General features: G+C 72.4%; 16 protein-coding genes and 1 pseudogene. 11 read left to right on the forward strand and 6 right to left on the reverse strand.

Features of this window, described 5'->3' with window-relative positions; genetic code table 11:
- Nucleotides 1-10 precede the first annotated feature (10 nt).
- Together pflA and pflB are read right to left on the reverse strand one after the other, a co-directional pair.
- Entirely contained in the window at nucleotides 11-781 is a 771-nt protein-coding gene (gene pflA / locus ABH925_RS10170) for a pyruvate formate-lyase-activating protein (protein ID WP_370147139.1), read from the reverse strand.
- Between the two features lie 65 nt (nucleotides 782-846).
- A complete protein-coding gene (gene pflB, locus ABH925_RS10175; protein ID WP_370146993.1) occupies nucleotides 847-3,114 on the reverse strand; it encodes a formate C-acetyltransferase in 2,268 nt (755 codons plus the stop codon).
- A gap of 277 nt (nucleotides 3,115-3,391) precedes the next feature.
- On the opposite strand from pflB, the gene gap reads away from it, so the two are divergent.
- From gap to ABH925_RS10190, 3 genes are all read left to right on the forward strand, one after another.
- Nucleotides 3,392-4,417, forward strand: a complete 1,026-nt coding sequence (gap, locus tag ABH925_RS10180; RefSeq protein ID WP_370146995.1) for a type I glyceraldehyde-3-phosphate dehydrogenase — start codon at nucleotides 3,392-3,394, stop codon at nucleotides 4,415-4,417.
- A gap of 203 nt (nucleotides 4,418-4,620) precedes the next feature.
- Nucleotides 4,621-5,508: a universal stress protein gene (locus tag ABH925_RS10185; RefSeq protein WP_370146996.1), complete on the forward strand. Its 888-nt coding sequence runs from the start codon at nucleotides 4,621-4,623 to the stop codon at nucleotides 5,506-5,508.
- A 129-nt stretch (nucleotides 5,509-5,637) separates the two neighbouring features.
- Entirely contained in the window at nucleotides 5,638-6,108 is a 471-nt protein-coding gene (locus ABH925_RS10190) for a Crp/Fnr family transcriptional regulator (protein ID WP_370146997.1), read from the forward strand.
- Nucleotides 6,109-6,209: 101 nt separating this feature from the next.
- Here ABH925_RS10190 and ABH925_RS10195 read toward each other — a convergent pair whose 3' ends face one another.
- Nucleotides 6,210-7,061, reverse strand: a complete 852-nt coding sequence (locus ABH925_RS10195) for a universal stress protein (protein WP_370146998.1) — start codon at nucleotides 7,059-7,061, stop codon at nucleotides 6,210-6,212.
- A gap of 295 nt (nucleotides 7,062-7,356) precedes the next feature.
- Between ABH925_RS10195 and ABH925_RS10200 the strand changes: the two genes are divergently transcribed.
- From ABH925_RS10200 to ABH925_RS10230, 7 genes and pseudogenes are all read left to right on the forward strand, one after another.
- On the forward strand, nucleotides 7,357-7,596 hold the full coding sequence (locus ABH925_RS10200; protein ID WP_370147000.1) for a hypothetical protein: 240 nt from the start codon (nucleotides 7,357-7,359) through the stop codon (nucleotides 7,594-7,596).
- A complete protein-coding gene (locus ABH925_RS10205; protein ID WP_370147002.1) occupies nucleotides 7,580-7,816 on the forward strand; it encodes a hypothetical protein in 237 nt (78 codons plus the stop codon). Before ABH925_RS10200 ends, ABH925_RS10205 begins: the two co-directional genes overlap by 17 nt.
- Nucleotides 7,817-7,873: 57 nt before the next feature.
- Nucleotides 7,874-8,572 (forward strand): CBS domain-containing protein, encoded by a 699-nt coding sequence (locus tag ABH925_RS10210; RefSeq protein ID WP_370147003.1) that lies wholly within the window; start codon nucleotides 7,874-7,876, stop codon nucleotides 8,570-8,572.
- Nucleotides 8,573-8,879: 307 nt separating this feature from the next.
- A pseudogene (locus ABH925_RS10215) lies at nucleotides 8,880-9,472 on the forward strand (HAD family hydrolase).
- Nucleotides 9,473-9,602: 130 nt separating this feature from the next.
- Nucleotides 9,603-9,809 carry a PEP/pyruvate-binding domain-containing protein gene (locus tag ABH925_RS10220; protein ID WP_370147140.1) on the forward strand — a complete coding sequence of 69 codons (207 nt, stop codon included), beginning with the start codon at nucleotides 9,603-9,605 and terminating at the stop codon, nucleotides 9,807-9,809.
- Nucleotides 9,806-12,295 carry a glycoside hydrolase family 65 protein gene (locus ABH925_RS10225; RefSeq protein ID WP_370147004.1) on the forward strand — a complete coding sequence of 830 codons (2,490 nt, stop codon included), beginning with the start codon at nucleotides 9,806-9,808 and terminating at the stop codon, nucleotides 12,293-12,295. Before ABH925_RS10220 ends, ABH925_RS10225 begins: the two co-directional genes overlap by 4 nt.
- 155 nt (nucleotides 12,296-12,450) lie before the next feature.
- Nucleotides 12,451-13,320, forward strand: coding sequence for a universal stress protein (locus ABH925_RS10230; RefSeq protein WP_370147006.1), 870 nt, complete (start codon nucleotides 12,451-12,453; stop codon nucleotides 13,318-13,320).
- 78 nt (nucleotides 13,321-13,398) lie between these two features.
- Here the strand turns inward: ABH925_RS10230 and ABH925_RS10235 are convergent, their stop codons facing one another.
- The 3 genes from ABH925_RS10235 to ABH925_RS10245 all read right to left on the reverse strand — a co-directional run bounded on the left by ABH925_RS10235 (nucleotide 13,399) and on the right by ABH925_RS10245 (nucleotide 16,090).
- On the reverse strand, nucleotides 13,399-14,268 hold the full coding sequence (locus tag ABH925_RS10235; RefSeq protein WP_370147009.1) for a universal stress protein: 870 nt from the start codon (nucleotides 14,266-14,268) through the stop codon (nucleotides 13,399-13,401).
- Between the two features lie 168 nt (nucleotides 14,269-14,436).
- Entirely contained in the window at nucleotides 14,437-15,201 is a 765-nt protein-coding gene (locus tag ABH925_RS10240) for a CBS domain-containing protein (RefSeq protein WP_370147010.1), read from the reverse strand.
- Between the two features lie 193 nt (nucleotides 15,202-15,394).
- Complete coding sequence (locus ABH925_RS10245; protein WP_370147011.1) at nucleotides 15,395-16,090, reverse strand: helix-turn-helix domain-containing protein; 696 nt, start codon at nucleotides 16,088-16,090, stop codon at nucleotides 15,395-15,397.
- A 191-nt stretch (nucleotides 16,091-16,281) separates the two neighbouring features.
- On the opposite strand from ABH925_RS10245, the gene ABH925_RS10250 reads away from it, so the two are divergent.
- Nucleotides 16,282-16,983, forward strand: a complete 702-nt coding sequence (locus ABH925_RS10250; protein ID WP_370147012.1) for a CBS domain-containing protein — start codon at nucleotides 16,282-16,284, stop codon at nucleotides 16,981-16,983.

A 16,983-nucleotide genomic window follows, 5' to 3' on the forward strand; every position in this document is an offset into this window, starting at 1 on the left:
GGCGGGAGGCTCAGTCGGCGGTCAGGCCGTGGGCCCTGAACTGCGCGCGGACCCGGTCCACCAGCGCGGTGTCCGGCGTGGGTGTGTCACGCAGCGGGAAGGGCAGGCCCAGTTCCTGGTACTTGGTGGCCCCCAGCTTGTGGAAGGGCAGGCCCAGTTCCTGGTACTTGGTGGCCCCCAGCTTGTGGAAGGGCAGGACGTCCACGCGTTCGACGTTGCTCAGGCCGGCGACGAACGTGGCGAGCCCCTCGACGGCGGTGGGGTCGTCGGTCCAGCCGGGGACCAGGACGTAGCGGATCCAGGTGCGCACGCCGAGGGCGTCCAGGCGGCCGGCGAAGCTGAGGGTCGGCGCGAGGTGCCCGCCGGTCAGCCTTTCGTAGACGCGGATGTCGAAGGACTTGATGTCCAGCAGCACCAGGTCGGTGTCCGCCAGCAGCGCCTGGTCGGCGGCGGCACCCAGGAACCCGGAGGTGTCCAGGGCGGTGTGCAGGCCCAGGGCCTTGCAGCGGTGCAGGACTTCGGCGGTGAAGGCGTGCTGGAGCAGCGGTTCGCCGCCGCTGATGGTCACCCCGCCGCCGGATGCGCGTAGGAACGCGGCGCACTGTTCGATCCTGACCATGACCTCGTCGACACCGCTGAGTCGGCCGTCGCGCATGTGCCAGGTGTCGGGGTTCTGGCAGTACCGGCAGCGAAGCGGGCAGCCGCTGAGGAAGAGCACGAAGCGGGTGCCGGGGCCGTCAACACCGGTGGACATGTCCCAGGAGTGCACCCGGCCGGTCAGCGTGCCGCCCCGGCCCGGCCGGCCCGGCCGGGGCCGGTCGGGGCAGGGGCAGCTGGTCGCGGTGCTCACAGCGAGCCGTGGAAGGTGCGGCTGATCACGTCGCGCTGCTGCTCGGCCGTGAGCCGAACAAAGTTGACGGCGTACCCGGAGACCCGGATCGTCAGCTCGGGGTACTTTTGCGGGTGCTCCATGGCGTCTTCGAGGGTGGCGCGGTCCAGGACGTTGATGTTCATGTGGAAGCCGCCACAGGTGGTGAAGGCGTCCAGCAGGCCGACCAGGTTGCCGATCCGCTCCTTCGGGCTGCGGCCGAGTCCGGTGGGGGTGATGGTGTTGGTCAGGGAGATGCCGTCGCGTGCCTGGTCGTAGGGGATCTTCGCGACCGAGAGGGCGGAGGCGGCCATTCCGTGGTGGTCCCGGCCGTTCATCGGGTTGGCGCCGGGCGCGAAAGGGGCTCCGGCCCGGCGTCCGTCGGGGGTGTTGCCGGTGTGGTGGCCGTAGACGACGTTGGAGGTGATGGTGAGCACCGACTGGGTGTGGACCGCTCCGCGGTAGGTGGGGTGGCGGCGGATCCTGGCCATGAAGGAGCGCACCAGGTCCACTGCGATGGCGTCGGCGCGGTCGTCGTTGTTGCCGTAGGCGGGGTACTCGCCCTCGACCTGGTAGTCGACCGCCAGGCCGGTGGCGTCGCGGATCACCCTGACCCGGGCGTGGCGGACGGCGGAGAGGCTGTCGGCTGCGACTGACAGGCCGGCGATGCCGCAGGCCATCATGCGCTCGACGGGGTGGTCGTGCAGGGCCATCTCGATGCGCTCGTAGGCGTACTTGTCGTGCATGTAGTGGATGACGTTCAGGGCGTTGACGTAGGTGGCGGCGAGCCAGTCCAGCATTCGGTCGTACGCGGCGTCCAGCTCCTCGATGTCGAGGTACTCCCCGGTCAGTGGCGGGAGTTCGGGGCCGACCTGCTCGCCGGTGACCTCGTCCCGGCCGCCGTTGATCGCGTACAGCAGGGCTTTTGCCAGGTTGACCCGGGCGCCGAAGAACTGCATCTGTTTGCCCACTGCCATCGCCGAGACGCAGCAGGCGATCGCGGTGTCGTCGCCGGTGCGCGGGCGCGTCAGGTCGTCAGACTCGTACTGGATGGCGCTGGTGTCGATGGACACCTGGGCGCAGAACCGCTTGAAGCCTTCGGGCAGCTGCGGGGACCAGAGCACGGTCAGGTTCGGCTCGGGGGCCGGGCCCAGGTTGTAGAGGGTCTGCAGGAACCGGAACGAGGTGCGGGTGACCAACGGGCGTCCGTCCACGCCGATGCCCCCGATGGACTCGGTCACCCAGGTCGGGTCGCCGGAGAACAGTTCGTCATACTCGGGGGTGCGCAGGAACCGAACCATGCGCAGCTTGATGACGAAGTCGTCGATCAGCTCCTGGGCGCGGCTCTCGTCGATCAGGCCCAGGTCCAGGTCGCGCTGCAGGTAGACATCCAGGAAGGTGGAGGTCCGCCCGAGCGACATCGCGGCGCCGTTCTGCTCCTTGATGGCGGCCAGGTAGCCGAGGTAGAGCCACTGCACGGCCTCCTGCGCGGTGGCGGCCGGGCGTGAGACGTCGCAGCCGTAGGTGGCGGCCATCTCCTTGAGCTCGCCCAGCGCGCGTATCTGCTCGGCGAGTTCCTCCCGGTCGCGGATCACCGGCTCGCTCGACGGCAGTGCGTCCTGGGCGGCGCGATCGGCCCGCTTGGCCTCGATCAGGCGGTCCACCCCGTACAGCGCGACACGCCGGTAGTCGCCGATGATCCGTCCGCGGCCGTACGCGTCGGGCAGGCCGGTGATGATCCCGGCCTTGCGGGCGGCGCGCATGGCGGGGGTGTAGGCGTCAAAGACCCCGGCGTTGTGGGTCTTGCGGTAGTGGGTGAAGACCTTCGAGACCTGCGGGTCGGGCTCGTAGCCGTACGCGCGCAGACCGCTCTCGACCATCCGCAGTCCGCCGTTGGGCATCACGGCGCGCTTGAGCGGGGCGTCGGTCTGCAGGCCGACGACCAACTCACGGCTCCGGTCGATGTAACCGGGGGAGTGGGAGGTGATCGTGGACGGGGTGGCGGCGTCGATGTCGTGGACGCCCCTGCGGCGCTCCTCCGGCAGCAGGGCGCTGACCTGGCCCCAGACCGCAAGCGTGCGTTCGGTGGGTCCGGCCAGGAACGTGCCGTCACCCTGGTAGGGGGTGTAGTTGGCCTGGATGAAGTCGCGCACGTCGATCCAACCGCGCCAGCCGCCGCCGGCGAATCCCCGCCAGGCCGCCACCGGAGCAGGGGCTGAGGTCGGTGCTGGTGCCGTGGCCGTCATCTGTACCTCCGCAGGACTCACCGGGGCGACGCCCCTTTCGCCATTCATGCTTGAGCAGCGCGCTTGCCGCGCACAGGGCCGGTCGGGTCCAGCCGCAGGGCCGGTCGGTCCGCGGTCGTCCGGCCCCCGGCTCCGTCCAGGACCGGCGGTTGCGGCGTTCGGCGCGCAGGGACCTTCGGCCCCGCCGTCGCGGACCGGTGCGCCCTGTCGGGGCGCCGTACGGCGGAGCAGCGTGGAGGCCGTCACATTTCCGGGAATCTGGCGAAGGAGCAACGCGATGAGCGTGCGTGTGGGCATCAACGGCTTCGGACGGATCGGGCGGGACTACCTGCGCTGCGTGCTGGAGCGCGCCGACGCCGGCGGCACCGCGGTCCAGGTCGTGGCCGTCAACGACGTCACCGACGCGGCGACCCTGGCACACCTGCTGCAGTTTGACTCCACCTACGGGCGGCTGCGCCGCACCGTCGCCCACGACGCCGAGTCGATCAGCGTCGACGGGCACCGCATCCTGGTGTCCGCCGAACGCGACCCGGCCGAACTGGACTGGGGCGCGCTGGGCGTGGATGTGGTGATCGAGGCCACCGGGCGCTTCCGCACCCGCGAGACCGCGGGGGCGCACCTGAAGGCCGGCGCGCGCAAGGTCCTGCTGTCGGTGCCGGGCAAGGACGTCGACGCCACCGTGGTGATGGGCGTCAATGAGGGCAGCTACGACCCGGACCTGCACCACGTGGTGTCCAACGCCTCGTGCACCACCAACTGCGTGGCCCCCATGGTCAAGGTCCTCGACGACGCGTTCGGCATCACCGACGGTCTGATGACCACCATCCACTCCTACACCAACGACCAAGTCGTCCTGGACGGCCCGCACAAGGACCTCCGCCGGGGCCGCACAGCGGCCGTCAACATCGTCCCCACCAGCACCGGCGCCGCCCGTGCGGTGGGCCAGGTGCTTCCCGCCCTGGACGGCGTGCTGGACGGCATCGCGGTCCGTGTGCCGGTCGAGGACGGCTCGCTCACCGACCTCACCCTGCTGCTGCGCGAGGCGGCCACCGCCGAGGACGTCAACGACGCCTTCCGTGGCGCCGCCCGGGGACCGCTGCACGGCATCCTTCGGGTCAGTGACGCCCCGCTGGTGTCCCGCGACATCATCGGCGACCCGGCCTCGTGCATCGTGGACGCGCCGTTGACGCAGGTCCACGGCCGTCTGGTCAAGGTCTTCGGCTGGTACGACAACGAATGGGGGTACACCAACCGCCTGCTGGACCTCACCGAGCACGTCGCCGCGCAGCTCGAACCGCGCTGACCCGCCTCAGGGCCCGCCCACCGGATCCTCCGCCGGGCGGGCCCCAAGGTTTCCGGGGCTCAGGGCCCGCAGCGGCCGCTCGACCCGCGGTGAGGTCCGGTCTGCCCTTGCCGGAGTGCTGTCAACGCGTGACGCTGGAGAGTGGAGCTGGTCGAAGATCCGCCCGGCCGCCGTGCGGACCTTCCGCGAAGGAGGAGGCAGGCATGAGCACAGCATCGCCGGGCAGCGTCGTGGTGGGCTTCGACGCGTCGCCGGCCGCCGAGGAGGCACTGGACTGGGCCGCGGCGGAGGCCGAACTGCGCGGGGCCCCGTTGCGCATCGGACACTCGTGGAGCATGGAGGCCTACGATCTGCCCGACATCGACCGGGGCGTGCTCTCCTCCGAGACGCATGCCGCCGCCAAGGAGCTGCTGGATCGCGCTGCGGCGCGCGTACGCGCACAGCACCCCGCGCTGGAGGTCTCGACCGAACTGCTGCCCGAGGAGCCGGTGGAAGGTGTGCTACGCCTGGCCACGGGTGCGGCACTGATCGTCGTCGGTTCGCGCGGACACAACACCCTCGAATCGATCCTGCTGGGCTCGGTGAGCCAGGGCCTGGTCACGCACTCCCCGGGACCGGTGGTCGTCGTGGGCGCCCGATCGGACCAGCAGCAGCCCACCGGTGAGCCGGCCGCCCACCCGGTCGTCGTCGGCATCGCGTCCGACGAGGCGTCGGCGTCGGTCGACTTCGCCTTCGCCGAGGCCAGGCTGCGCGGTGTGCCCTTGCTGGCGCTGCGCGCGTGGATGGCTCCGCAGGCCATCCCGGGACACATGGCGCCGTCACCGCACGAGCAGAACGAGCGCAACCGCGACGCGACCGAGCGACTGGAGGCTCTGCTGGCACCGGCGCGTGCGGCCAACCCTGGGGTGACCGTGCGTACCGAGGTGGGTGTGGCCCAGCCGGAGGACATGCTCGTGGCCGCGTCCTGGCAGAGCTGCCTGGTCGTGGTGGGCGCGCGCCGCAAGCGCGCCCGCTTCGCCCCGCCGGTGGGCCGGGTCACCCACCGGGTGCTGCACCACGCGCACGCGCCGGTGGCCGTGGTCCCCTCCTGAACCCCGTCACCGCCCGGACCACCCGTCCGCCACGTCGACGCGCACGACACCTGGGGCGGGAGAGCCCGCGCACGTGTCATCGCCGGTACGGCGGATGGGACCGATGACCGCATTGGATGGTGAAACGTCGTGCATTCGTTCCTCAACGACCTGGATGAGGCGCAGCGGGAGGTCCTGCTCGCGCTGTCGCGGGAGGTGACGTTTCCCGCGGGGGCCCACGTCTTCGCGGAGCACCAGCATGCGGACAGGTTCTGGTTGATTCGTACCGGAGGTGTCGATCTGGAGCTGCATGTTCCGGGAAGGCGCTCCGTGGTGGTGCAGAGTCTCGGGGGCGGCGACCTGCTCGGATGGTCCTGGCTGATCCCGCCCCACCAGTGGACGCTGGGTGCCGTGACCCGCGGACCCGTGTCGGCACTGGAGTTCGACGCTGCCCGGGTCCGCGCACTCTGCGCGGACGACCACGAGCTCGGGTACGCGCTGGCACTCGGCTGCGCGGCAGTCATCGGCCATCGCCTGCGGGACACCCGCACCCGCCTGCTCGACCTGAACGCCCAGCACGGGAGCGCGCCCCCGCGACCGGGGGTCCCGACGGACCTCTGACCGGTCCGGGGCGACCGCGCGTCCCGAACCGCGCCGACGCCCCGAACGGGGCCGGCCTGCCGTGGCATACGGCAGGCCGGCCCCGTTCGGGGGTTCAGGGCTCAGCTGTGCGGCACGACGGCGATCGGGCTGTGCCCGTAGTGGATCGCGGCGTGGGTCACCGGCCCGAGGGCGGAGACCGGGCGGGACCGGCGTCGGCCCAGGACCAGCAGTTCGGCGTGGTTGGCGGCGTCCACGATCGCGTGGGCGGCGCTGCCGGCGTGGGTGTCGAAGCGCACCTCCAGGTCCGGGTGCTTCGCCGCGAGCGGCAGCACCAGGTCGCGCAGTTCCTGCTCGACGGCGTTCTGCACCGCGGTGCGCTCGGCCTGTCCCGGCGGGACCGGTCCGGCCATCCACAGGATCGGCGGCATCCAGGCGTGCAGGACGCGCAGTGGGGCGCCGCGGCGCTCGGCCTGGGCCAGCGCGAACTCGACCACGGGGCTCCGGTCGGGGCCCGGTTCCAGGCCCAGAACGACCTCGTGCTGCGGGCGCCGGCTGTCGTCGGCGCGCACCAGGACGACGGGGTGCTCGGTGCGCGCGGCGATGCCCAGTGCGGTGGAGCCCAGCAGCATGGCGGCGAACCCGCCGGTGCCGCGCGATCCCACGACCAGGGTGCCGCCGCGGTCGGCGGCGTGCAGCAGCTGGGTCGTCGCGTTGCCCGTCACGAGCTTGTGGTCGACCTGGAGTCCCGGGTACCGGGCGCGCAGTTCCTCGGCGGTGCGGGTGAGCATCTGTACGGCCTCGGCCTGCAGTCGGTCGTTGCCGGCGGGCAGGGGCTCGCCGTCCGGGAGCACCCAGTAGACGAACAGCAGGCGCACGGGAGTGCCGGTCAGCGACGCTTCTGCGGCGGCCCAGTCGGCGGCCGCCAGGCTGGGCGTGGAACCGTCGACGCCGACGAGGATGGGCAGGGCCATGATGATCGGACCTTTCAGGAGGGACGGAGTCGGGTGGCTCGCTTGCGCTTCCCAGGGTCCCTTGGCGCGCCGTCCGGGTCCCGGGCCGAGCGGGTGCGGAGTCCAGGGCCGTTCGGCCCTGATTGACATCCCGTCAGATCTGATCGGTCATCTGATGGGTTGCCAGGGGGGCCTGATGGCATCCACCACAAGGGCCGGTCGCCGACGGAGGCGGGCCGGTCCGGCCCAAGCGCTGGCGGCCGGAGGAACGGAGCCTGGTGTCACGGGGCAGAACCCGTTCTGAGGGAGGCGTTCCATGGTCACCATTCTCGGCCCGCACTTCTGGACGGTGTTCACCGTCCTGGTCGTCCTCGGCGCACTGGGCGCGGCCGCGCTCGCGCTGGCGTTCGACGCGCTGCTGACCCGGCACGGCCGGCATCGGGCCGTGCGCCACCAGCACCGGCCGGTCCACCCCGCGCGGCCCGCGCCGCGTCCGGTGCAGCGGCCGTTCCGCCCACGCGTCGGCCACCACGCGCGCAGTGGCCACGCCCATTGACCGCCGCGCGCGGGCCGGTGGGCGTGGGGCCGCCGACCCGGAACTCGGCGCCCGCGGGTCCCCGCCCGCAGGCCGCACCGCGTTCACCGACGGTGCGGTCCATGGAATCGCGACGGGGCCGGGGCTCCGGTTCGCCGTCCCCCGGGGCTGCGCGCCCCGGGACGGCTGCGGCGAGGGCCGGTTGGCCCCGGCGGCCGGGCCGGACCGGCTCAAGACCTGAGCCGACCGGTGGGGCAGGCTGGAAGGGAAGCACAACCAGCGCTGGAAGGAGACCGAGATGACCACGATCCAGGGCGCTCCGTCGCACACCGTCCGCGACGTGATGACCGCGTCCGTGGTGAGCGTTCTGCGGGAGACGTCGTTCAAGGACCTGGTCCGGCTGATGGACGAGTACCGGATCAGTTCCGTGCCGGTGCTGGACAGCCGGAGGCGGGTGCTGGGCCTGGTCTCCCAGGCGGACCTGCTGCCCAAGGAGGCCAACCACGATCGCCGGCTGGGGCTGCGGCGGTCCCTGCTACGCCCCGACGAGGCGGGCAAGGTCGCGGCGCTGGTCGCCGGGGACCTGATGTCCGCTCCGGCCGTGACCATCGGCCCCGACGAGACGGCGGCGGCGGCCGCGCGCCTGATGATGCGCCGCAGCGTCAGGCGCCTGCCCGTGGTCGACGGTGGCGGACGGCTGATCGGCGTCGTCAGCCGTGGCGACCTGCTCAAGGTGTTCCTGCGCGATGACACCGTGCTGGTCGAGGACGTCAGGACGGCGCTGGAGCGCGAACTCTCGTCGGCCGAGGCAGCCAGGCTGACCGTGACGGTCACTCAGGGCATCGCCGCGATCAGCGGCACGCTCACCGACTCGTCCCGGATCCCACTGGTCGCGCGGACCGTCGGGGGTGTGGACGGCGTGGTGGACGTCGCCTTCGCGCTGGACTCGGCACCGCGGGGCCCGTCGGCGCCTTTGCCGCTGGGACCGCTGTACTGAAGTCCCCTTCCTGGTCGGACAGCGGCCGGGCCAGTGTCCTTTCCTGGTCCGGCCGCGGTAACCGGCCAGGCAGTGGCGGGCCGGCTCGCGGAGACCACTCCGGTGCCCGTCGCCACCCGACTGGCGCGCGGCGTCGAGGGTGCGGTCGATGTCCGCCGGGCGCTGAGCGGGCAGACCTTCGTCGAGGCCTGACAGCGGGCGCCGCTCCGCGACCGGCTGTACCGGCACGCGCCGGAGATGACGGCGCGGGTCGCAGCCCTCACGCTGGTAGGGGAAGCCGATCGACCGGCACCTGGAGGTCATGTCGATGGTTCCGCCGCAGCGCGTTCGGCACGAGGTGCTCGACCCCCGGATCCGGGATGTCGAGGCGGTGGTGTTCGACACCGACGGTGTGATCACCGACTCGGCACGCCCGCACGCTGCCGCGTGGAAGGAGGCGTTCGACGCCTGCCTGCGGGAGCACCCGATCGCCGACGGCGTACCGCGTAGGCCGTTCGACAACGAGGACTACCGGCGGCGCGTCGACGGCCGGTCGCGTCGGGAGGGGGCCGCCGCGTTCCTGGAGTCGCGCGGTCTTCACCTCCGCGACGAGGACGTGGACGACCCGCCGGGCACCGCCACGGTGAGCGCCGTGGCGGCCCGAAAGGAGCTGCTGTTCCCGGCACGGCTGGGCGAGGGGGCCGTCACCGCCTGGCCGGGCACGGTCCGGATGCTCCAGGCGCTGAGCGACGCGGGGGTGCCGTGCGGCGCGGCGGATTCGGCCTCGTGGTCGGGGTCGACCGCGCCCACGGGCCGACCAGCGCGGCGGACCTGCGCGAGCACGGCGCCGACCTCGTCGTCGCCGACCTCGGCGAGCTGCTCGTTCCGATCGGGGACCAGCCGCGGGGAGGCACCGGATGAACAGGCCCACCCCGTGGTGAACCGCACAAGTGAGCAGATCATGACCATAGTCCGTCGTATCGTCAGGTTCTGCGAGACCGGGCGGGACGACGTCGCCCTGGTGGGCGGCAAGAACGCCTCGCTGGCAGAGATGGTGGTCCACCTCGCCGCCGCTGGTGTCCGGACGGCCGTCCCGGCCGTGGCGCTACCGCCAGCCCTGGAACAGGGGATCAGCGAGGCGTACGCCCGGCTCGGTCGGGACACCGGTCGCACGGACCCGGACGTCGCGGTCCGCAGCAGCGCCACCGCCGAGGACCTGCCGGAGGCGAGCTTCGCGGGACAGCAGGAGAGTCGATGACCGTGGTGACGGAGGGAGAGCCGAACAGCGGGGCCGCCGCGCACCGTCGCAGCCGGGCGGCCGACAGCGAACCGTGGGACGACCCCTGGATGCTGAGCTACAAGGGGTTCGACCCCACGCAGGAGGGCCTGCGTGAGGTGCTGTGCGCGGTCGGCAACGGTTACCTGGTGACCAGGGCGGCGGCACCCGAGTCCGTCGCGGACGGCACGCACTACCCGGGAACGTACCTGGCTGGCTGCTACGACCGCACCACCTCGACCGTGCAGGGGCGCGCCGTCGAGAACGAGGACCTGGTCAACATGCCCAACTGGCTGCCACTCAGCTTCCGGATCGGAGCCATGGGCGGCTGGTTCGGCGCTGCCGACGCAGCCCTTCCGGGCGACCGGCCGTTCGAGATCCTCGACCAGCGGCTGGAGCTCGACCTGCGTCGCGGCGTGCTGACCAGACGGGCGCTGGTCGTCGACGGTGCCGGGCGGCGTACCCGCCTGGTGCAGCGGCGGATCGCGCATATGGCCCAACCGCATCTCGTCGCTCTGCAGACCCTGCTGGTGCCGGAGAACTGGTCCGGCCGGCTCGACATCAGATCCGGGATTGACGGAACCGTGCGGAACACCGGTGTGGCCCGCTACCGGGAGCTGACCAGCCATCACCTGGATCCCGTGGATCACGGGGCGGAAGGCGAGCTCAGCTGGCTCCAGGTCGCCACGGCGGGGTCGCCGCTGACCGTCGCCATGGCCGCGCGCACCGGTGTCCACCTGGATGGGAAACCGGTGCCGGTGGCCCGCTGCGACGAACTGTCCGACGCTCTGGTCGCGCAGATCCTGACCGTCGACGCGGCCGCAGGCAGGCCGCTGGTCGTGGAGAAGACCGTCGCGGTCTACACCTCCCGGGACCCGGCGGTGGACGGTCCGCTGCGCGCGGCCCGCCGGCTCGCCGGTCGCGCGGATTCCTTCGAGGTGCTGCTGCGCGCCCACGCGCTGCGCTGGGAGGAACTGTGGCGGCGCTGCCGCACCGAGGTCGACGCCGCCAGGACCGGCCCGGTGCACCTGTACCTGTTCCATCTGCTGCAGACCGTCTCCGAGCACTCCGCGGACCTGGACGTGGGGGTACCCGCTCGCGGACTGCACGGTGAGGGGTATCGCGGACACGTGTTCTGGGACGAGCTGTTCGTCCTGCAGGTGCTCAACCTGCGGCTGCCCGAGCTCAGCCGGTCCGTGCTGCGCTACCGCCACCGCCGGTTGGACGAGGCACGCAGCGCGGCCCGCGGGGCCGGGTTCCGAGGGGCCATGTATCCGTGGCAGAGCGCGGCCGACGGCAGCGAGGAGACCCAGCGGGTGCACCTGAACCCGGTCTCGGGCAGATGGCTGCCCGACCACAGCCACCTGCAGCGCCATGTCGGGTCCGCCATCGCCTACAACGTCTGGCAGTACTACCAGGCCACCGGCGACCTGGAGTTCCTGGAGTCGGCCGGCGCCGAGATGCTCCTGGAGATCGCCCGTTTCTGGGCCGACATCGCGGTGTTCGACGCGGATCTGGGCCGGTTCAGGATCCGCGGCGTGGTGGGCCCCGACGAGTACCACGAGGCGTACCCGTGGGCGGCCGGTCCGGGGCTGGACGACAACGCCTACACCAACGTCCTGGCCTCCTGGGTGCTCGCCAGGGCTCTGGAGGCACTGCGGATCCTGCCCGGGTACCGGAGTGACGAGCTGGCGGAACGGATGGGGCTCGGTGGCGAGGAACTGGACCGTTGGCGAACGGTCAGCCGGGCTCTGCACGTGCCCTTCCACGAGGGTGTGATCACCCAGTTCGACGGCTACGAGCGGCTTGCCGAGCTCGACTGGGACGGATACCGGCGACGGTACCCGGACATCCGGCGGCTGGACCGGATCCTGGAGGCCGAGGGGGACAGCGTCAACCGCTACAAGGTGTCCAAACAGGCGGACGTCCTGATGCTGTACTACCTGTTCTCCCCGCGCGAGGTCCACGACCTGCTGCACCGGCTCGGGTACCGGGCGGGCGACGAGCTGTTCCGTGCGACCGCCGACTACTACCTCAGCCGTACCGCTCACGGCTCCACGCTCAGCGCGGTGGTGCACGCCTGGGTGCTGGCACGGTCCGACCGAAGGGCCTCATGGCGGTTCTTCCGCGACGCCCTCGACGGGGATGTCCACGACATCCAGGGTGGGACCACGGCGGAGGGCATCCACCTGGGCGCCATGGCGGGCACCATCGATCTGCTTCAGCGCTGCTACACGGGCCTGGAACTGCGCGAGGACGTGCTCTGGCTGGCCCCGCGCCTGCCGGGACCGTTGCGCCGGCTGGAACTGGAGCTGCGGTACCGGGGCAGTTGGGGTGTGTGCGTCACGGTCGACCGCAAGGACGTCACCGTACGCGTGGCGGATGGGCGGGCGGATCCGCTCACCATCGGTTTTCGGGGCTCCCTCGTGCGGGTCGGGCCGGGGGAGATCCGGACCCTGACCCTGTGACGCCGGGCCGGCCCGGCAGGCCCCCGAACCGGGGGCCGACCGGCCGTGATCCGGGGCCGAGCGTCCCTGGGCCCCAGCGGGCGGCGGGGGTGAAGCTGGAGGCGTGAGACAGGGCGGTGGCATTCCGCCGCGCACCACGACAGAAGGAGAACGTCATGAACCGACCGGTGCTGGCTGCCGTCGACGGCTCACCGCAGAGCACCCGGGCCGCGCAGTGGGCGGCGGACGAGGCGGTCCGCCGGTCCGCGCCGCTGGAACTGGTCCATTCGGGACCCTGGCTGGCCAAACTCGGGGCGGGTGACGCGCGCTACGGAGACATGGAGGGCGCGGCCGAGCGCATGCTGACCCGGACCACGGAGGAACTGCGACAGACCCACCCCGATCTGGTGATCGGGACCACGCTGGTGCGCGACGCCGTGGTCGACGGCCTGCTGTCCGCCGCCAGGCGCGGTGACCTGCTGGTGCTCGGATCGCGGGGGCTCGGCGGATTCGCCGGGCTGCTGGTCGGATCCATCGGACTGGCCACCGTGGCCCGCGCCGGCATCCCCACCGTGCTGGTCCGTGCCGAGCCGGCGACCCGGCCCGCCACATCGGCGGCCGGGCAGGTGGTGGTGGGCCTCGGGGCCGGCGCGCCGGCCGACGCGCTGCTCGACTTCGCCTTCACCGAGGCGGCGCTGCGCGGGGCCGGACTGCGCGCTGTCCATGGCTGGAACGTTCCGCCGAGTTACGCGTCGTTCGGCTGGTTCCCCCCGATCTTCCCCACCCAGGACCTGGAGCGGGCCGAGACCGAGGAGCTCACCCAGAACCTGCTGCCCTGGCGGGACAAGTACCCGGACGTCGAGGTGGTCGAGGACGTACGCCTCGGCGGGGCCGCGGCCGCACTGGTCGAGGCGTCCGGCGGGGCCGACCTCGTGGTCGTCGGGCGCGACACCCGACCGCACCTGGTCGGCACGCGCCTGAGCGCGGTCGCCCACGCCGTGGTCCACCACGCGATGGCGCCCGTGGCAGTGGTCCCGCACGCCTGACCGACCCGCTGAACGCCGATCGAGCCGCGCCGTATGGGCCCGGCTCGATCGGCGCGTCCTGAGGTCCGACGGTGCGGGTCACTCGTTCGGCAGTACCGCGACCGGGCAGCGCGCGTGCTGCACCACGGCCTGGCTCACCGAGCCCAGCCGGGCCAACGGACCCTCGGGCCGACCGTGCCGGCCGACCACCAGGAGCTGGTGGTCGCGGGAGAGCGCGACCAGGTGCCGGGCTGCTCCGGAGCGCACCACGTCCTCGGTGACCGCTACGTCCGGATACTTCTCCCGCCATCCGGCGAGGAGTTCGGCGACCAGTCTGGCCACCTCCGCGGCCACGTGACCCTCCTCGTAGACGGGCGGGAACGAGTGGCCGGGCCCGACAAGGAGGGGGTAGCTCCAGGCGTGCGCCACGAGCAGCGGAAGGTGCTGGCGCTGGGCGGCCTCGAAGGCGAAGGCGAGCAGTCCGTCGCTCGGCCCCCTGCCGCGCACCCCGACCGCCACGCCATCGCGGTCCTCGAACTGCGCAGGGACCGTCCAGACGCCGGGGACCACCGTGACCGGGCAGGCGGCATGCGCCGTCACCCACAGACAGGTCGAGCCCGTCAGCAGGCCTTCGAATCCGCCGGTTCCCCGCGACCCCAGAACCAGCAGGTTGGCCGCAGAGCTGAGCGCGACCAGGGCCTCGCGGGCTGCCGTCTCCACGATCCCGCTGGTGACCTCCAGGTCCGGGTGCCGGTCGGTGGCCCTGGCGGTCAGGCTTCTGAGCATCTCCTGGCCCGACTGCCGGACGGCCCGGGCCCAGGAGGAGTCGGAGGGTTGGTGGGTCTCCCAGGGCCACGCGTGGACCAGGTGCAGCCGCCGGCCCCTCAGCCAGGCCTCGTCGGCCGCCCAGTCGACGGCCGTGCCACCGTCCTCAGGAGCGTCGACTCCGACGATGACCGGGTGTTCCATGGCGTGCTCCTCTGCTCCGTACCGGGAGGGAACCTTGGTGCCGACCGTTTCGACACTACGACGGATCGACCGTCACTGCTGGTGGGGGCCATCAGAACCGGACCGGACGGTTGCGGCGCCGGGCAGGGACGGCGGGCGCCGTCGTCCCCGCCCGACGCCGCGGAACCGTCAGAGGGGGTCCGCCGGCCGGTGGACGAGCATGTCGTCGATGTCCCAGCGGAGGCTGTCCGCGACGTCGACGACCCCCTCCACCGCACGGACCCGGTTGAGCAGTTGTTCGGCCTGGCTGCGCCGTGCGGTCCGCGCGTCCAGGGTGACGCGGCCGTGCACGCAGGTCACCCGCAGGGTGGCGGCCTCGGTGCCGAGGGCGGGTCCCAGGGCGACTCCGGCGATCTCCGCGCGGATCTCGGCGTCGCTGCGGTGCAGGACGCCCAGGAGATCGCACAGGCAGACCATGCCGACCAGGTCGTGGTGCTCGCCGACGACCGGCAGGTGGTGCACCCGGTGCCGGATCGCCAGCCAGGCGGCCTCCGCCGCGGTGGTGTACGGGCTGACGGTCACCGCGGGGCTGCTCATCAGTTCGTCGGCCTCGACGGCTGCGGCACGGCGGCGCAGCGCCCGGACCTGGCGGCTCTCGAACAGCGTGCGCTGCGGCAGCGCGGGCAGTGCCAGTTTGGCCAGCAGGTCCGAGGCGCAGACCATGCCCAGGACCCGGCGCTCGGCGTCGACCACCGGCACCGTGTCGTGGTGGTGTTCCCGGAGCGCGGCCACCACCGTGGCGAAGTCGACCTTCGGGTCGACCGCGATCACGTCACGGGTCATCAGCTTGCTGACGGGGGTGTGGTGCGGTCGGGTGGCGCGCAGCGGCTGTGCGGGGTCGGGGTGCAGCACGAGGGGTGCGCCCTGCGCGCCGTCGTGCGGATCGGACGTCATCGATCTCGCCTCTTCTCCCTGTGTCTTCAGCGACGGGCTGTGTCTTCGGCGACGGGTCAGCGGAGCGGGCGGCTCCGGGCGGCCTGCCGCCTCCAGCGTCCTGCGGATTCCCGGCCCCGTCTTGGGCCGGGACGGCCCACTGGCCCGGCCGATCGGCCCCAGGGCTGAGGGGAGCCGGGCGGGCGGGCGCTCCTCAGGAGCGGATGATCCGCCCGGTCAGGGTGTCGGGAGAGATGCGCACCCACAGGTCGCGTTGACCACCCGCCCAGGGCGTCGGCCCGGCGGGTGGCGGCGACGGATCCGGGCCGGCGTTTCCGCCGTCGTCCGGGGCGGCCGGCCGGGCCTGCGCGTGCCCGACCACGAGGACGCTCCAGCCTTGGCTCAGGGCGTCGTCGATGTGATCGACCTCGAACGCGACCCGGTGGCCGACCGCGGCGGCCGGCACCGTGCCGGGCGCCGTGCGGTAGACGATCCCGCGGTCCATCACCTGGTAGTTGACCGGGAGGACGACGGGCCCCTCTGCGGTGGAGAAACCCAGCCGGCCCACGCCTCGCTCCGACAAGCGGGCCCAGCACTCCTGCGTGCCGAGTTCCTCCAGCACGGGCTTCCCCTTCGCACCGGCCCGGCCCGGCGGAAGGTCGGCGCTGCCCCCCAGCAGCTCCGACAGCGTCGTGTTCAGCGCTCCGGCGAGCCGGAGCAGGCCGCTGACGTCGATCTCGCCGGGCCGCGTCTCCAGGTACTGCAGATAGGTGGGTGCCATTCCGGCGCGCGCGGCCACTTCTTCCCGGCTGAGCCCCAGCTCCCGTCGCCGCAGCGCCACTCGCCGGCCGATGTCACCCGGATGCGGTGCGGTGCCCTTTCCGGCCCCGCCGGACGTCGTGTCGGACATGACTCCTCCTCGCCTCGTGGCTCTCGGACATGACCTGCTCTGCCACTGTCACATCCCGGCCGGGGAGTCGCATAGCGGTCGGCGTGGGCCTGGGCCGCCTGGCAGCGGCCCGGGGCCGGTCGGCCCTGTGCGGATCCGGGACCCGGGCGGAAGCTGGAGGGGTACCAGCCAGCTGCGGAGGAGTGAGGGCCATGCAGCACCGCAGAGTCCACGACGTGATGACCCAGGAGGTCGTCACCGTCGAGCCCGGCACACCGTTCAAGGAGATCGCCTCGCTGTTCCACCGGAACGACATCACGGCCGTGCCGGTGGTCGACGACCAGGGCCGGCCGATGGGGATGGTCTCCGAGGCCGATCTGCTGCGCAAGGAGGCGGCCGCCCCCGACCCGGACGGCCGCGGTTCCGGGAACTGGATGCGGCCCCGTGACCGCGACCGGGCCGAAGCCGAGACCGCGGGTGGGCTGATGACCAGTCCGGCCGTCACGGCACGCGGGGACTGGAGCGTCGTGGAGGCCGCCCGGGCAATGGACCGGCACAGGATCAAGCGGCTTCCTGTGGTCGACGAGGCGGGGCGACTGGTCGGCATCGTCAGCCGCAGCGACCTGCTGCAGGTCTTTCTGCGACACGACGGCGCCATTCGCGAGGAGATCGTCCATGACGTGCTCGGAGAGACGCTCTGGCTGGCTCCTGATGCCGTACGGGTGGTCGTCCACGAGGGCGTGGTGACGCTGTCCGGCCGGCTCCCGCGCAAGAGCATGATCCCGGTGACCACGCGGTTGTGCCGGTCGGTGGACGGGGTGGTCGCGGTCCACTCCTCGCTGGACTTCACCGAGGACGACCTCGTCCAGGGCCTGGAACGGCCGCACGCCTCGGGAACGGACCGGCGCCGGTGA

Origin of the sequence: Streptacidiphilus sp. EB129 (assembly GCF_041262645.1) — a bacterium.
GTDB lineage: Bacteria > Actinomycetota > Actinomycetes > Streptomycetales > Streptomycetaceae > Streptacidiphilus.

Coding starts and splice junctions, on each gene's coding strand:
- pflB (WP_370146993.1), bottom strand. CDS start 3,114: ATGACGGCCACGGCACCAGCACCGACCTCAGCCCCTGCTCCGGTGGCG.
- gap (WP_370146995.1), top strand. CDS start 3,392: ATGAGCGTGCGTGTGGGCATCAACGGCTTCGGACGGATCGGGCGGGAC.
- ABH925_RS10185 (WP_370146996.1), top strand. CDS start 4,621: ATGAGCACAGCATCGCCGGGCAGCGTCGTGGTGGGCTTCGACGCGTCG.
- ABH925_RS10195 (WP_370146998.1), bottom strand. CDS start 7,061: ATGGCCCTGCCCATCCTCGTCGGCGTCGACGGTTCCACGCCCAGCCTG.
- ABH925_RS10200 (WP_370147000.1), top strand. CDS start 7,357: ATGGTCACCATTCTCGGCCCGCACTTCTGGACGGTGTTCACCGTCCTG.
- ABH925_RS10210 (WP_370147003.1), top strand. CDS start 7,874: ATGACCACGATCCAGGGCGCTCCGTCGCACACCGTCCGCGACGTGATG.
- ABH925_RS10220 (WP_370147140.1), top strand. CDS start 9,603: ATGGTGGTCCACCTCGCCGCCGCTGGTGTCCGGACGGCCGTCCCGGCC.
- ABH925_RS10225 (WP_370147004.1), top strand. CDS start 9,806: ATGACCGTGGTGACGGAGGGAGAGCCGAACAGCGGGGCCGCCGCGCAC.
- ABH925_RS10230 (WP_370147006.1), top strand. CDS start 12,451: ATGAACCGACCGGTGCTGGCTGCCGTCGACGGCTCACCGCAGAGCACC.
- ABH925_RS10235 (WP_370147009.1), bottom strand. CDS start 14,268: ATGGAACACCCGGTCATCGTCGGAGTCGACGCTCCTGAGGACGGTGGC.
- ABH925_RS10240 (WP_370147010.1), bottom strand. CDS start 15,201: ATGACGTCCGATCCGCACGACGGCGCGCAGGGCGCACCCCTCGTGCTG.
- ABH925_RS10245 (WP_370147011.1), bottom strand. CDS start 16,090: ATGTCCGACACGACGTCCGGCGGGGCCGGAAAGGGCACCGCACCGCAT.
- ABH925_RS10250 (WP_370147012.1), top strand. CDS start 16,282: ATGCAGCACCGCAGAGTCCACGACGTGATGACCCAGGAGGTCGTCACC.